The organism is Haloferax marisrubri, assembly GCF_001469875.2.
Taxonomy (GTDB): Archaea; Halobacteriota; Halobacteria; order Halobacteriales; family Haloferacaceae; genus Haloferax; species Haloferax marisrubri.
Genome location: NZ_LOPW02000010.1, coordinates 36,093 through 51,617, shown reverse-complemented (window position 1 = coordinate 51,617; position 15,525 = coordinate 36,093). Strand labels below are relative to the sequence as shown.

Sequence of the window (15,525 nt, the reverse complement as noted above, 5' to 3'; positions counted from 1 at the left end):
TTGTGGGAACCCCCGTGAGACCCTCGTCTCGGCGGCGAAATCGACCGCCCGCGGGTGCCGCCACAATCACAATTTCCTTAACCCCTCCCTCCATATCCGCCGGTATGGCAGTCATCAGTCTGGTGGGTGTCGGGGCCGGATTGGTCCTGGTACTCCTCGCCGTCGCCCTGCACTACTCGAAGGGCACCGGCTGGGAGCCGACCGCCGACATCACACAGGAGGTCCTCGAACGCCGCGCGGCGACCGTCGCAGAGACCGACTTCCCCGAGCCGATGAACCGCTCTATCGGCGGCGGCGGCGTCGCCGCGGTCGCGGGCGGCGAAGAGGGCGCCGAACTCGAAGGCGAGGAAGAGGAAGCAGAGCCCAGCCCCGCCGACATGCCCGAAGACGAAGTCGAGTACTTCGAAGTCGAGTTCGTCAAGCAGGGCGAGACCATCGAGCTGGCGAGCAACGAGACGGTGCTCGACCAGGGCGAAGACGCCGGGATGGACCTCCCCTACGCGTGCCGACAGGGTTCCTGTGTCTCCTGTGCCGCGAAGATTACCGACGGCCCAGCAGAGGAGTACATCACGCACCACACCCAGGAGACCCTCTCCGACGAGGAGATGGACAACGGCTATACGCTCACCTGCGTCGCCTACCCGAAGGCCGACTTCGCCATCGAGACCGGCGAAGCGCCGTAACGCGACGACCGCAACCACCCACCGTTTTCTCTCGACGCCATCCGTTCGTGAGCCGTCGTCGCCGCTTCTGAGACTAGCTCCCGCGTCGTCGGGCGCGGTCGGGTACGCGCGAGTCGCTCCCGCCCACCGCCGACCGCCTCGCCGGGCGACGACGCCTATCGACGCTTTCAAACGGTCTCCGCGTGTCTCACCTGTTCAGTGTCCCTCCCCGAAGGAGGTTCCCTCACCGAAGGCGACCTCAAACGTCCGATGTTCGCACTGGCGTGGCCGATTATCGTCACCGAACTCCTCCAGGTGGCGTACAACCTCGCCGACACCGTCTGGCTCGGCCGGCTCTCGACCGACGCCGTCGCCGCCATCAGCCTCGCGTTTCCGCTCATCTTCCTGCTCATCTCCGTCGGCGGCGGCTTCACCGTCGCCGGGAGCACGCTCGTCGCCCAGTACACCGGCGCGAAAAGCGAGGGCTCCGCCGGGACCGTCGCCGGACAGACGCTCACGTTCATCACCGTCATCGCCATCGTCGTCGGCGTCATCGGCTTTTTCGCCACCGACGCGATGCTCGGCGTCCTCCCGAGTTCGGAGGCGACCGCCGGGCAGGTCATCCCCCTCGCCGGCGACTACATGCGGGTGTTCTTCCTCGGCCTGCCGTTCCTCTTCGGCTTCTTCGTCTTCTCCGCGCTCATGCGCGGCTACGGCAACACCCGCGCCCCGATGGTCGTGATGTTCATCAGCGTCGTCATCAACATCGTCATCGACCCCGTGTTCATCTTCGGCTTCGACGCCAACCCGCTGTTTTCGATGCTCGGGTTAGAGGGGCTTCAGGCGAGCCTCTTCACCGCCACGGGCTTCGACGGCTTCAAAGTCGCCGGCGCGGCGTACGCCACGGTCCTCTCGCGCGCCGTCGCCACCATCATCGGCATCTACGTCATCTTCGGGACGAGCGCCGGCCCCGACGTGCAACTCGCCGACTTCCGCCCGCAGTTCGAGTACATCAAGAAAATCGTCGATATCGGCGTCCCGAGCGCCATCGAGCAGTCCGCCACCGCCCTTGGCTTCATCACCCTCACCGCGATGGTCGTCACGTTCAAGCCCGAAGTCGTCGCCGCGTTCGGTCTCGGCAACCGCCTCACGTCGCTCGTGTTCCTCCCGGCGCTCGGTCTCGGCCGGGCGACGAACACCATCGTCGGCCAGAACCTCGGCGCGCAGAAACCGGAGCGCGCCGAGAGCGCCGTCTGGCTCGCCGCCAAGGTCGGCGCGAGCGTCATGCTCGTCACCGGCGTCCTCGCCTACGTCTTCGCCGAACCCATCGTCGCGTTCTTCCTCCAGACCGGGACGGCCTCGGCCGCACAGACCATCGACCTCGGGGTCGAGTACATCCGTATCCGGGCGTTCGAGTTCGGCTTCATCGGCGTCCTCCAGGTCGTCCTCGGCGCGTACCGCGGCGCGGGGAACACGAAGACCGCCCTCGGGTTCTCGCTGTTCGCGCTCTGGTTAGGCCGCGTGCCCATCGTCTACCTGCTTTCGTTCCAGTTCGGGTTCGCCGAGACGGGCATCTGGCTCGGGATGGCCGTCGGACAGATTCTCGGCGCGATTGCGGCCACGGCGTGGTTCACCCGCGGGACGTGGAAACACAGCGTCGTCGACGCCGACGCGACCGGAACGTAATCGGCCGCCGGCGTGGGTTCCACAACGGTTTTACGTCGGTGCCGTGTAGCTCTCTCCGCTGAGGGCCCGTAGCTCAGTGGACAGAGTGCTTGGTTCCGGACCAAGATGTCGCGGGTTCAAATCCCGTCGGGTCCGTATACTTTTGGAACGCTTTAGAACCAAAGAGCGAGTGCTCTAACTATCGAATTAGCATATTTTCCCGCCAACCGATCTCGTCACGCACCGTGACGGACTCGCACTCCAGAGAACGAGCACCACCAGCACAAATCTAAAATACATAGATTTCGTATTTTACGTATGCCCACCCTCACTGACCGTGGCGACGCACCGCCAATCGAAGACGCACCTCCACAACCGTTCGACGATTTCGATGGGTTGCTGGCAGCCACGACGTTGCTGCAGAACCCACGCCTCGCCCGCGAGTACGTCTACCTCTGCTACTACGGGCCAGCAACGATTCAAGACCTCATCGAGGAACTGAGCCTCGCTCGTGCAACGGCCTACGACGATGTCGAACGACTCGAACGACTCGGCGTCGTCGACCGCGATGAGAGCACGCGCCCCCACCAACTCACCGCGAAACCGTTTGCGTTCGTCGACGGCCGCGAAGTCGCAATTACCCCGACGCTGCTCCACGCAGTCGCACTCACGGAATTCGACGACGATGCCGAATACTTCCACAATCGGTACGGCGTCGGGCGACTCGTAAGAGCAGTCCGAGCAGCAGCAGAGTACTACGCCGGGAAGCTCACCCAACGAATGGCGACCGAGGAGATGGACGTCAAACCAGTCGAAGGGATGGCCATCATCTATGCAGTCCGACCCGTCCTTGAGGCTGGTCGGGAGAACGACCCATACTTCGAACAACTCATCTCGTCTGACCCTGACGATCTGGAGTTCGATGGAGAGTAGTGACCTCCACTCGGACGACTTCGTCCTCGCCGACACGAATCTCTTCGTCGCTGTGGGTGGCCCGGAGAATCCGAAGTTCCAGAAGCTACAGAAGTTTGCTGCACGGCATCAGCTAACCTTGCAAGTTCCCCAACGTGTTGTCGAGGAACTGAGCACGATGCACATCGCGGACCGAGTAGAAATGGCCATAGAGGAAGGATGGGCTACCAAAATCAATCCACCATCGCCAACCGATTCCGGTGCAGTCGCAGCGATGGACTACGTTCGAAGAGAGATTGCCCGAAAGTCTGGCAAGAACGAACACGAAGTAGAGAAAGCTGATACTGTATTCGCCGGATTAGCAATCGAGTTTCTCCGAAGTGGCCACTCACGAGTCGTCGTTCTCACTGACGACAAGATTGCAGCGGCAGCGATAGAGGGTGCAGTCAAACAGCAAAGGTACGGCGAATCGATTCTCGTGCTTCGTCGAAGCGACATCATGGACGACGGTGGCGACGTCCGAGTGATTTGAGGAGGAGGTGAGCCAAATCGCCAGACAGCGTTCCAATTAAAACAAATTCGTCACACGCGATGACGCATTCCCGTCGGGTCCGTACACTTCTGGAACGTTCTGAAACCAAACAACGACCGCTCTACCCGTAGAATCGTATATTCTCCCACCGACAGGTTTCGTCACGTAGCGTGACGAACTCTCCTAGCGGAGGCGCCAGCACACAGAGTACAACAGTACACTCATTACATCAGCACACATATTTCACAGTATGCCCGTGAGTATCGACGACTTCGAATCTGGTGACCTACCCCGTGGTCCAAGCGTCCCAGAGCAGGTGGTCACATATCTCTACACACACAGCGACCAAGCGTTCACGCGCTCCGAGATTGCGACAGCAATCAGTGAAGACCCGAACACAGTGGGCACTGCGCTTTCCCGATTGAAGGCTCGCAACCTCGTTCGACACAAGAGAGAGTTCTGGGCAATCACGAACGACAACGAACGTGTCGCCGCGGCCTACGACCTCCACACCACGACCGACAGACTCGACGACGAAGATGGCGGCATCGACGCCGACGAATGGGACGCAGTCGCTCCAGAGACACCGCATCCAAGCGAACGAGACGAGGACGAACAATAGATGCAGCCAGAGCGTGGTGACGTTGTCCGAAGTTCTGACCCGTTCAAACTCGGCGACGACAGGCAACGACCCTGGCTCATCGTCAACAACGATTCTCACCCGTTCGCTGACCAGCAGTACATCGCTGTCGCCATCTCGACGAAAGAGTACGACGATTCACTCCCACTCACCGACGAGGTGTGGGAGGTTGGTGGTGTTCCACGCGACTCGTTCGTCTCTCCGTGGGCAGTACACTCACCTCGAAAAGAGGACTTCGTGGCGTGGCAGGGACGTCTTGAGGCGAAGTTTGTAGACCAAGTCGTCGAGCACGTCGGTGGGTATCTGAAGTAGCCAGAACTGGAGTTTGCTAATCGCCAGACAGCACCCCGATTAAACCAATTCTGTCACACGCGATGACGAATTCCCGTCGGGTCCGTCATTTTCTAAAACCGCACATTCAGGCCACAGAGACACCAGAATATCAGTCATCAATTCAAGAAACGAACTCGCGTAGATTTCGTTCGGCGAACCGAGAGTCACGCTGTTTACGCGAACACGTCGAACACGTCGACCGCTTTGTACTCTTGGCCCCACTCCGCGCCAGTCACTTCTTCGATGAGTTCGGCGTCTTCGAGGTTCTCGATGACGTTGTACGCCGTCCCACGCGACACGTCCAGTTCTCGCACGATGTCGTTCGCCGTGAAGTACGGAACCGCAAGTAATTTGCGGGCAAATCTGTCCGTCGACGTGCTCCCCGAGTATTCTGTTTCGTACTTCGTCTGGAGTTCCTTGAGCGCCCACGTCCGGTCGTACGACTCTTCGGCCTGCGACCGGAGCGCTTCGAGGAAGAAGTCGATCCACTCGACCCATTCGCCCTGCTCGCTCACGGCGCGCATCTTCTCGACGTACTCGACCTTGTGCCGGTTGAAGTAGGCACTCGGGTAGATGTACGGGCTCTCGATGTAGCCCTGATCGACCAGATAGAGGATGATGATGAGTCGGCCGAGGCGGCCGTTCCCGTCCGAAAACGGGTGAACCGTCTCGAAGAAGTAGTGGATAATCGCGGCATCGACAAGTGGGTGGTACTCGCCGTCTGCCTCGACGTACTCGACGAGCGACGACATGAGAGGACCGAGAGACGACGCCGAGGGAGGAACGAACGGATCTCTGGCTGGATTCGGGCTATTGAGCCGAACCATGTGGTCGCGGAACTCCCCGACGACGTCGCCCTCGTTACGGACGCCGTCGAGGAGCATCTCGTGGAGGCGCGTAATCAGTTCAAGCGTGAGTTCCTCACCACGTTCGATGTGCTCGATACCGTACAGGAGCGCGTCTTCGTAGTTCAGAACTTCACGCAAGTCCTTGCTTTGCGGTTCGGCATCGGCGTTGTCTTCGTGCTTCGTGTGGAACGCGGCGACGTCCTGATAGTCGACTTCTGCACCCTCGATACGAGCCGACTCGACTGCCTCGATTCGGATGAGTGTCGTGTAGAGGACGGCCGCGAAATCGACTGTCGAGCTAATGCCATCGACACGGCCAATCTGATAGGCTGCATCGGCGACGAGGTCGTGTGTCTCGACGGGAATCTCGATTTTTGGCTCCGGAGGAAGCGGGTCTGGCGAATAATACGGACGTGGGTGATACTCAACGTACTTCCCCGGTGCCTCCTTCGGGAGCTTCTTCGTCCGCATTTTTTCGTTATACAGGGCGAGAGCATGTATAACTACTCATATACCAATTGAACAAGATTGAGAATACACCGCAGCATGTGCAGAGTGACCCATGAAATTTCGAATGGTGGTGGTCAAGACCGGTCTTTGTAAATCGTCTATTTAAGTAGATGGACAAGTGTTGCTGTGCGAGTCTTCATTGTCTACCACTAGCGATGAGATTTGACAACGAGTCGTTCCAGCCGAGAGGCCAAATACCGATGTTCAGATTTCGAACGAACTGAATCCAAAATACGGCCTACAGACACGTTGAAAACGAATGTTTAGTGTTTGCACAGCAGTACAAATTAACCCGGCAAGGCTCTAACTCGTTTCATATGAGTGGGAATTGGACGGTGAGTCACTATACGGGCGAATTCTCGTCCGATACGAGGCAGAATCTCCGAAACCTGTATTCAGGTCACTGTGCAGTATGCGGACAGAGGCGTGAATCTCCCTTTGGACATCTTGAGGCGGAAGCTGCACACATCCATCCCGCACAACACGGAGGGCCGGATACAGAAGCGAACGGCTTGCTTCTCTGCCGACAATGCCACTGGGGCTTCGATTCCGGCTGGCTCAGCCTGACAGACGACGCCAGAATCATTGTCTCAAACGACGACGCTGCAGATGGCCACGAGTACTTTCAGCAGTTCAGTAACGACTCTATCGAAGCACCTAGTGTGAACGATCTTGAACCATTGCCACGCTTCACACAGGTCCACCGCAAGCTCTCTGGATTCGATCCCATCAACGCTGGTGACCGACTGACTATCGGCGGACTACGTAGTGGTAAGGTTCAGCTCATTGACGGACGACAGGTTATCGTCGAAGGGAGCACAGACGAAGCACTCGTCGTCAACTGCGAGGTTACAAGCGTAGATTCGCAAGCAGTCCGCTGTTCTCATCACACTATCCTCGAGCAAAGAGTAAAAACAGATTCTGGTCGAGCCGAGTCTCCGTTCAAATTAGACCCAGTAGACTACTCATTCGACAAACTCGAGGAGTACGTGCGCGAGATCAAGCGGGACTATTCGGGTGTTGCCCAAAAATGGGAATGGGGGCGACTGTTCCGTAATGGGCGAACAAAATATGGATTGTCGCATAAGGAAATCGCGGATACAATCGATGTAGAAGGAGCCAGCGAACTACAAGTTCAACGGGCTGAACGGGTGTATGAAATGTTCCCTGACCGTGGCTATGAGGGTAACGACATCCCATTTTCTGCAATTGCTGAGCTACAACGTATCTTCCCGAACACCGAAGATGCCCGTGCAGCATACGACTGTATCGCCGCGACGGGCACTTCCTTGACGACGATGGAGACTCGCGCGTGGGTCGAACTACTATTGTCCGAGAGTGAAGTGACTCGTGAAACAGCTAGAGAGTCCGTGGAAGAACACGTGCCGAAATCAAATGTAGGGCTGAGTGAACGCGTTAGTCGAATCCTTGCGGTCCACGACGAATACCTATCAGTATTTACCCCGAATTAGGAATTCTTCCAAAGGTTTCGTTGGTTCCCGCATTGTCTATTCCATCGTGAGTTCCGGAGGTCGCTCCTAACCCCGCCGCCGATAGCCATTCAACGACCGCCCCCGTCGGCCACACGAGAACCTGTCTATAATCAAACAAACAAATGTCGAAATCCCACAAAGTACCACAATATTTGGGTTTTTGAGTTCAAATCCGCCGCTACGAGAATCATCCTTGATAAACGAGCGGCAATTCATTTCACCCCGAAGTCGAAGGGAAGGGGCATGGGAACGTCGACAGCGGACAGGCAGAACCGTCGCGGCGGTGTGGGGCGGTGGCGACAGGGGGTTCGAGACGCAGTACGATACGTCCCGCAAGGGGACTCGATTCCGAGCGAGTCGTGGCGGGCGCGTCACCGAAACATCCTCGTCTTCCTCGTGGCGCACGCGCCGCTTTTGTATCTCCTCGGGAACTTCACCGGGTCGGAGCCGTACGTCACGGGAGCGACGCTCACCGCCGCGCCCACTGAGCACGTCCTGCTCGGCGTCGGTGCAGTCGTGGGGTTGGCGCTGTTCGCGTGGCTCCCGTGGCTCCCGCGCCGGATGCGAAGCGGATTCGCGTCAATCGGGTTGCTGACGTGTTCCGCCCTGCTCGTCTACTTCTCGGGCGGCTACATCGAAGCGCACTTCCACTTTTTCGTCATCGTGGCCGTCCTCGCGGTGTACGAAGACTGGGTGCCGTTCGTCGTCGGCATCCTGTACGTCGCCATCCAGCACGGCGTCTTCGGCATGGACCACCCGGAGGCGGTGTACAACCACCCGGAAGCTATCGCGAATCCGATGGGATGGGGGCTCGTCCACGCGGTGTTCATCCTCATGCTCGCGTCGGCGTTAGTCACGAACTGGTTCTCCGTCGAGCGCTCTCGGGAGGAGACCAGACAGAAGATGCAGAGCCTCGAAGACAGCGAGGAGGCGAAGGCCGAAGTCGAGCGCCTGAACGAGCAGTTGGTGGTGCAGGCCGACGAACTCGCCGCAGCCATGGACGCGGTTTCGGAGGGTGACTTCACCGCGAACCCGCCCGAGAACAGCGATATCGAGGCCATCGAGGCCATCAGCGACGCGTTCGTGGCGATGAAGCGCGACCTCTCGTCGACCATCGTCGACCTCCGGTCGTTCGCGGCGACCGTCGAGCGGACGACGCGGTCGGTCCACGACGACGCGGAGACGCTCGAACGGACGCAACGACAGCTCGCGGCCGACGTGCGGGCGTTCGCCACGGAGGTGCGCGAGCAGGCTCGCGACCTCGAATCCACGACCGACGAACTGAGCAGTCTCTCGGCGACAATCGAGGAAATCGCCGCGAACGCCGACCAGGTCTCGGACGAAGCCAGTAACGCGGCGGCGGCCGCGGACGAGGGCACGGGCACCGCGGCGGCGGCCATCGAGGCGATAGAGAACGTCGAACAGAGCGTCGGCGAACTCGCGTCGCTCGTCGAGTCGCTCGACGACCGGATGGACGACGTCTCGAAGAGCACCGACCTCATCGAGTCGATTGCCGAGCAGACGAACACGCTCGCGCTCAACGCGAACATCGAGGCCGCCCGCGCCTCGGACGGCAGCGAGGGGTTCGCCGTCGTCGCGAACGAGGTGAAGTCCCTCGCCGACGAGACGCAGAACCACTCGGCGGCCATCGAGCAGACGATAACCGAGACGGTCGAGGACGTGGCGCGCGTGCAGGCGGAGATGAAACAGACGAAGGCGCAACTCGAAACGGGAGAATCGACGACGACCGACGCCGCCGAGGCGTTCGCGGCGGTCTCGGAAATCGTCGAGAGCGTTGATATGTCGGTCAACGAGGTCGCCACGGCGACCGACGACGGCGCGCGGACGACTGAGGAAGTGGTCGACGCGATTATCGGAATCGCCGACCACTCGCGGGACATCGCGGAGCAGAGCGACGCGCTGGCGAGCCAGGCCGAGTCCAGAGCGGCGACGATTTCGGAGATTCGAGAGCAACTCGACGAGCTCAGGGGCCAGACCGGCGGCCTGCAAGAGGAGCTCGAAACGTTCGACTGCGAGGTTCCGTCCGACGACTGAACCGGGTCAAGCCGGGTGGCGGCCGGTCAGTCCGGTCCGAGTCGAGCCGAGTCGAAACCGCCCGAACGCACGATGGCAGTCGCTCGGAGAGCGAGTAAGAGAACGCGAGCGAAAAAGTCAGCCCGCGGCGGCGACCGCGACCGCAGACGCCGCGACGGGGACCGACTTCGCGCGCCTCAACCGCGACCGAAAGCGGCGGGCGGCGCGGTTATTCGAGGTCGAAGCGGTCGTGGCTCATGATCTTGTGCCACGTCTCGACGAAGTCCTCGACGAACTCTTCTTCGCCGTCGTCGCCGCCGTACACTTCCGCGATGGCGCGCAGGCGGGAGTTCGAGCCGAAGATGAGGTCGAAGCGAGTGGCCTCCCACTCGACGTCGCCCGTCTCGCGGTCGCGCACTTCGTACAGGTACTGGTCGTCCGAGACCGGCTCCCACTCGTAATCCATGTCGAGCAGGTTCTCGAAGAAGTCGTTCGTGAGCGTCTCGGTCTCGTCGGTGAGGACGCCGAGGTCGGAGTCCTGGTAGTTCGCGCCCAGCGTGCGCATGCCGCCGACGAGGACGGTCATCTCGTGCGCGGAGAGGTCGAGCAGGTCCGCCTTGTCGACGAGCAGGTCCTCGGGGCGCTCGTCGACGCCGTCCGCGACGTAGTTCCGGAAGCCGTCGGCGTCCGGCTTGAGCATCTCGAACGACTCGACGTCGGTCTGTTCCTGCGACGCGTCGGTCCGACCGGGCTCGAACGGAACCTCGACGTCGTAGCCGGCGTCGGCCGCCGCCTGCTCGATGGCCGCGGCGCCGCCCAGCACGATGAGGTCCGCGAGCGAGACGCGGGTGTCGTCGGACTGCGCGCCGTTGAACGACTCCTGAATCTCTTCGAGGGTGCCGAGCACGTCGTCGAGCTGGTCGGGCTCGTTGACTTCCCAGCTACGCTGGGGTTCGAGGCGGATGCGAGCGCCGTTCGCGCCGCCGCGCTTGTCGCTGTCGCGGTACGTGGACGCCGAGGCCCACGCCGTCTTGACCAGCTGAGACACCGAGAGTCCCGAGTCGAGAAGCTCGGCCTTGAGTTCCTCGACGTCGTCCTCGTCGATGAGGTCGTAGTCGGCGTCCGGGATGGGGTCCTGCCACAGCATCGCTTCGTCCGGGACCTCGGGACCGTAGAGCCGGGACGGCGGGCCCATGTCGCGGTGCAGGAGTTTGTACCACGCCTTGGCGAACGACTCCTGGAACTCCGCGGGGTCCTCTCGGAACTCTTCGAGCACCGCGCGGAAGTCGGGGTCCTTCTTCAGCGCGATGTCGGTGGTGAGCATCATCGGGTCGGTGAACTGGTCGGGGAGGTGCGCGTCCGGAGTCGCGTCCGGAATCTTGTCTGCCGGCGAGTCACCGGCCGGCCGCCACTGCCACGCACCGCCGGGGCCCTTGTGCGCTTCCCACTCGTAGTCGAGCAGGTTGGCGACGTAGCCGATGTCCCACTCGGTCGGCGAGCTGGTCCACGGACCCTCGATGCCGCTGGTGATGGTGTCGGGGCCCTTTCCGGAGCCGTGGTTGTTCTTCCAACCGAGACCCTGTTCCTCGATGGGGGCCGCCTCGGGCTCGGCTTCGAGGTTGTCGCCGGAGTCCGCGCCGTGGACCTTCCCGAAGGTGTGGCCGCCGGCGATGAGCGCGACGGTCTCCTTGTCGTTCATCGCCATGCCGCTGAACGTCTGGCGGATGTTCTTCGCGGAGCCTTCGAGGTCGGGTTCGCCGTTGGGACCCTCGGGGTTGACGTAGATGAGGCCCATGACGGTGTTGCCGAGCGGCTCTTTGAGGTTACCCTCCTCGTCGAAGCGGTCGGGGGAGGTCGTCTCCCACTCGTCTTCGGGACCCCAACTGGGAGCCTTGTCGCCGACGTAGTCGTCGGCGCGGCCGCCCGCGAAGCCGAACGTCTCGAAGCCCATCGATTCGAGGGCCACGTTGCCGGCGAGGACGATGAGGTCGCCCCACGAGAGCTGGTTCCCGTACTTCTTCTTGACGGGCCAGAGGAGTCGGCGCGCCTTGTCGAGGTTGACGTTGTCCGGCCAACTGCTGATCGGAGGGAGGCGCTGATGCCCGCCGGAGGCGCCGCCGCGGCCGTCGTGCGCGCGGTACGTCCCGGCGCTGTGCCACGCCATTCGGATAAAGAGGGGACCGTAGTGGCCGTAGTCCGCCGGCCACCAGTCCTGCGAGTCGGTCATCAGCTCTTCGAGGTCGGCTTTCACCTGCTCGTAGTCGAGCTTCTGGAACTCCTCGGCGTAGTCGAACTCCTCGCCCATCGGGTCGGTCTGCTGTGCGTTCTGGTCGAGGATTTCGAGTTTCAACTGGTTCGGCCACCAGTCATGGTCGGAGCCATTCATACGCCAACGGTTACCGCTTTTGGGTGATAAAATTGACTGATTTTGAATTAAGTCTTGGCTATAGCCAAAGCAATCTTTTTACTTTATGAATAATTCTCAGTACAGGGCTCTTGACGAGTATATATTCCTCAAACCCATTGTCTTTTTGACTGGTTGTGGGTTGTCGGTGGAGTTACCTACCGAGTATTGTCGTTCTTCTGACTGGTTGAGGATGCTGGTGCCCGCGGAGCCGGGTGCACGAAAAGTCGCCCGCGCGTGTGACCCCGAGCGCGGCGCGAGCGGCGCGGAATGCCATCGGGGTGGTCCGGCAACCTACTGCCGTAGTGGACGCGGCGGCGAGACCGCGGTCGTCGCCACCGCGCCCATCGCCACGACAGGGTCGACGAGGGGTATCGGAACGTCGGCCCGCACGTCGGGTATCGCGCCCGACGAGGAGATACCGGTACAGCTCGGCGCGACGACGTCACAGCCGGCGTCGACGAGGCGGTCGACCGCGGCGCGAATCGCCGCTCGCCCGTCGTCGGTCGTGAGGAAGTTCGTCGTCGCCGCGCCCTCCACGACCGCCTCGGCCGCGAGTCGGTCGCCGAGCAGGTGTCGGATGCTCGACCCGGCCCCGTTTTCGAGGCCGAGCGTCCCGACGCGCTCGCCGCGGGCGGACGCGACGGCGGACACGCTCGCGCCCGCGCCGACGACCGGGATGTCGAGCGCCTCGCCGAGCAGTTCCACGCCGGGGTCGAGCGCGCAACTGACGCAGAGCGCGTCGACCTCGGTCGCCATCTCGCGGCCGAGCGCCTCGATGTACGGGAGGGCGTCGGTCTCGGCGGCCGCGTTCGGAATCCCGTCGGGGTGGTCGGGGATGCACCGCGACAGCGTCGAGACGTGCGGGTAGTGCCGCTCGATGAGCCGCCCGTGGAGGGCGACCTCCTCGCGGTCGTCGAGCGTGAGTACCCGGAGGACGCCGAGTTCGACCATCAGGCGGCACCCCCGGCGTGTCGGTCGGCGTCCGGCTCGGTGTCCGCATCTGCCGGTTCGTCGATGCCGCGGGCCTCGAAGAAGCCCTGCTGGCGGAGCGCGTCGAGCAGTTCGCCCTCGCGGCGGTTCATGAAGCCGTTCGGTCCCCAGTAGCGTTCGAGCGTCTCCTGCCACTCGCGGCGGTCGTCGCCGTAGACGCTGTCGCCGTACATCTCGTTCATCGCGTCGTAGCAGGCGTCGAGTTGCGCCTCGGTGGCGTCGCGGTAGCCGCCCTCGTGGAGCACCGTGTCGAGCGGAACCCGCGGGGCGTTCTCGGTCGCCTCGCCGTGACGCGGGACGCCGAGACAGAGTCCGAAAATCGGCAGGACGCCCGCCGGAAGGTCGGCCGTCGCGGCGACTTCGGTGAGGTTGTTCAGGATGTTGCCGATGGGACAGACGCCGTAGCCGCGGCTCTCGGCGGCCAGCATCACGCCCATCGCGGCCAGCGAGGCGTCAATCGACCCCTCCAACAGCCCCATCGCGGGCGTCATGCGGAACTCGCGGTCGCGGTGTTCCAACAGCAGTCGAATCCGACGGATATCGATGCAGACGAGGAGGAAGTGGCTCGCCTCCTCGACCTGCACGGTGCCGCGGCTACACAGTTCGTGAATCCGCTCGCGGCGGTCGGAGTCCCGTATCCAGACGAAACTGTACATCTGGGCCGTCCCGCTGGTCGGGGCCTTCCGTCCGGCGTCGACCATCGCGCGGACCTCGTCGTCGGGAATCTCGGCGTCGGTGTCGAACTGGCGGACCGTGGCGCGACGCGCCAGCCACGGGGCGAGGTCGGGGACTTCGGCGGCCGCCGCGGCGAGGGCGGGTCGGTCCACGTGGTCTGCTTGCTCCGTGTGGTCCGTGCCCGCGCGGTCACCGGTCGAGGGTGTCCGGTCGCTCACACGAGCACCTCGCCGTCGTCGACGACGACTTCGCCGTCGAGCGAAACCGTGGGTTCGAGGATGACGCCGTCGAGGTGCGAGTCGCAGTCGATGGTTCCGCCGAAGCCGAGGTTGTCGCCGAAGGCGACGTGGCAGGTGCCGTACACCTTCTCGTCTTCGAGGACCGTCCCGATGATGCTCGCCGCCGGGTTCGTCCCGAGGCCGAGTTCGCACACTCGCCGGGCGCAGTCGTCGCCGCTCGTCGCGTCGAGGAACTCGTCGGCCGCCGCGCCCTCGACGGACGCGATGCGCCCCTCGTCGATTTCGACCGTCAGCGGCTCGTCGAGGACGCCGACGCCCGCGAGGCCGCCGTCGAAGACGAGCGTGCCGGTGGCTGTCCCCTCGACCGGCGCGATGTAGCTTTCGCCGGACGGGAGGTTGCCGGAGTCGCCGGGTTCGGCGATGATGCCGTCGCTCGGGATGCCGTCGCGGCCCGAAAGCGACATCGTCGCCGACGCGTCGCCGACCTCGATGCGGGCCTCGTCGGCCGCGGTGAGTTTCTCCGTGAGCGCCGCCGTCAGGCGCTCGACCTCCTCGTAGTCGGCCGTAATCGCGCCCTCGCTGAACATCTGGTCCGTGATGCCGGGCATCGTGGCGACGCGAGCGCCGGCCTCGGTCGCGGCCTCCCGCGCTCGCGTGTGCGTCAGCGACGCGCTGGTCGGACAGACCACGATATCGGCCGATGTCATGGCGCGGGCGACCGACTCGGGCGGCTCCATCCCGTTTCGCTCCATCGGCGGAATCTCGAACAGGCCGGACTCCAAGCCGAGTTCGACCCCGGCCTCGAACAGCGCCCGCCCGATGTGGTTCGTGTCGGTGTCGGTCACGACGAGGAGCGTCTCTCCGGGGGCGGCGTTCATGTTCTCGGCGAGGAGTCGCGTCGCCACCTCGCGGAAGTCGGCCACGTCAGAGCACCTCCTCGGCCGTCTTCGCCAGCACCGACCGCCCGAGCAGGACGCTCGTGTCCGTAGTCTCGCGGACGGTCGCCTTCATCTCGGGCGTGTAGCCCATGCAGTCCATCACGATGAGGTCGGCGTCGGTGCCGATTTCGGCCGCCGCGGCCGACACCTCGTCTTCCTCGGCGTACGGCGACCCCGCGGCGGTGACGATGTCGTAGTCGGCCCACTTCTCGAACGTCATGGCCTCCTGTTCTTCTTTGGGCATGATGACGCCGAGGGTCCCCCCGTCGAGGATGGTCGAAACCCACGCCGAAAGCAGGTCGCTCGGCTCGAAGACGGGGACGCTGACGTCGAACGACGGGAAGTGACCCGTACAGAGGACGCCGATTGCCGTGACCTCAGATTCGAGGTCGCGGATGCGCTCTCCGAGGAGTTCGACGACCGACTCGCGGTCGACGGTGACGGGCGTCCCGTCGGCGAGTCGCGAGACGTACACCGCCTTTCCCTCTCGCGGGCCGACCGCGGCTTCGACCTCGGTCGCCGAGTTGAACTGGTCGAGCGCGCCGACCTCGACGATGTCTACCTCCGGCGGGAGGGCCGCCGCGATATCGGGCGTCACGTCCGTCCGGGGTGCCTGCCCGATGGTCACCAGTCCGAGCGTGGACATC

At 62.8% G+C, this 15,525-nt stretch carries 14 protein-coding genes and 1 tRNA gene; 9 read left to right on the top strand and 6 right to left on the bottom strand.

Features of this window, described 5'->3' with window-relative positions; translation table 11 throughout:
- Positions 1 to 104: 104 nt before the first annotated feature.
- From AUR65_RS07415 to AUR65_RS07385, 7 genes are all read left to right on the top strand, one after another.
- Positions 105 to 683, top strand: a complete 579-nt coding sequence (locus tag AUR65_RS07415; protein ID WP_058566231.1) for a 2Fe-2S iron-sulfur cluster-binding protein — start codon at positions 105 to 107, stop codon at positions 681 to 683.
- Positions 684 to 881: 198 nt separating this feature from the next.
- The gene (locus AUR65_RS07410) at positions 882 to 2,348 is read left to right on the top strand and encodes an MATE family efflux transporter (RefSeq protein ID WP_332888738.1); all 1,467 of its coding nucleotides are present in this window, start codon (positions 882 to 884) and stop codon (positions 2,346 to 2,348) included.
- A gap of 62 nt (positions 2,349 to 2,410) precedes the next feature.
- Positions 2,411 to 2,483 (top strand) — tRNA-Arg (locus AUR65_RS07405).
- Positions 2,484 to 2,645: 162 nt separating this feature from the next.
- Positions 2,646 to 3,260, top strand: coding sequence for a DUF7437 domain-containing protein (locus AUR65_RS07400; RefSeq protein ID WP_058566230.1), 615 nt, complete (start codon positions 2,646 to 2,648; stop codon positions 3,258 to 3,260).
- A complete protein-coding gene (locus AUR65_RS07395; protein WP_058566229.1) occupies positions 3,250 to 3,771 on the top strand; it encodes a hypothetical protein in 522 nt (173 codons plus the stop codon). The genes AUR65_RS07400 and AUR65_RS07395 overlap by 11 nt, the downstream gene beginning before the upstream one ends.
- Positions 3,772 to 4,021: 250 nt before the next feature.
- Positions 4,022 to 4,393 (top strand): hypothetical protein, encoded by a 372-nt coding sequence (locus AUR65_RS07390; RefSeq protein ID WP_058566228.1) that lies wholly within the window; start codon positions 4,022 to 4,024, stop codon positions 4,391 to 4,393.
- Positions 4,394 to 4,723: a hypothetical protein gene (locus AUR65_RS07385; RefSeq protein WP_058566227.1), complete on the top strand. Its 330-nt coding sequence runs from the start codon at positions 4,394 to 4,396 to the stop codon at positions 4,721 to 4,723.
- 194 nt (positions 4,724 to 4,917) lie between these two features.
- Here the strand turns inward: AUR65_RS07385 and AUR65_RS07380 are convergent, their stop codons facing one another.
- On the bottom strand, positions 4,918 to 6,063 hold the full coding sequence (locus tag AUR65_RS07380) for a Fic family protein (protein ID WP_058566226.1): 1,146 nt from the start codon (positions 6,061 to 6,063) through the stop codon (positions 4,918 to 4,920).
- Between the two features lie 356 nt (positions 6,064 to 6,419).
- On the opposite strand from AUR65_RS07380, the gene AUR65_RS07375 reads away from it, so the two are divergent.
- On the top strand, positions 6,420 to 7,574 hold the full coding sequence (locus AUR65_RS07375) for an HNH endonuclease (RefSeq protein ID WP_084816391.1): 1,155 nt from the start codon (positions 6,420 to 6,422) through the stop codon (positions 7,572 to 7,574).
- A gap of 264 nt (positions 7,575 to 7,838) precedes the next feature.
- Positions 7,839 to 9,650, top strand: a complete 1,812-nt coding sequence (locus AUR65_RS07370; protein WP_233194331.1) for a methyl-accepting chemotaxis protein — start codon at positions 7,839 to 7,841, stop codon at positions 9,648 to 9,650.
- Positions 9,651 to 9,858: 208 nt separating this feature from the next.
- Here the strand turns inward: AUR65_RS07370 and katG are convergent, their stop codons facing one another.
- From katG to AUR65_RS07345, 5 genes are all read right to left on the bottom strand, one after another.
- Entirely contained in the window at positions 9,859 to 12,015 is a 2,157-nt protein-coding gene (katG, locus tag AUR65_RS07365; protein ID WP_058566225.1) for a catalase/peroxidase HPI, read from the bottom strand.
- 312 nt (positions 12,016 to 12,327) lie between these two features.
- Positions 12,328 to 12,987 carry an aspartate/glutamate racemase family protein gene (locus AUR65_RS07360; RefSeq protein WP_058566224.1) on the bottom strand — a complete coding sequence of 220 codons (660 nt, stop codon included), beginning with the start codon at positions 12,985 to 12,987 and terminating at the stop codon, positions 12,328 to 12,330.
- On the bottom strand, positions 12,987 to 13,919 hold the full coding sequence (locus AUR65_RS07355) for a nitroreductase family protein (protein ID WP_058566223.1): 933 nt from the start codon (positions 13,917 to 13,919) through the stop codon (positions 12,987 to 12,989). Before AUR65_RS07355 ends, AUR65_RS07360 begins: the two co-directional genes overlap by 1 nt.
- Entirely contained in the window at positions 13,916 to 14,863 is a 948-nt protein-coding gene (locus tag AUR65_RS07350) for an aminopeptidase (RefSeq protein WP_058566222.1), read from the bottom strand. The genes AUR65_RS07355 and AUR65_RS07350 overlap by 4 nt, the downstream gene beginning before the upstream one ends.
- Before the next feature lies 1 nt (position 14,864).
- Positions 14,865 to 15,524 carry an AroM family protein gene (locus AUR65_RS07345; protein ID WP_058566221.1) on the bottom strand — a complete coding sequence of 220 codons (660 nt, stop codon included), beginning with the start codon at positions 15,522 to 15,524 and terminating at the stop codon, positions 14,865 to 14,867.
- Position 15,525 lies beyond the last annotated feature (1 nt).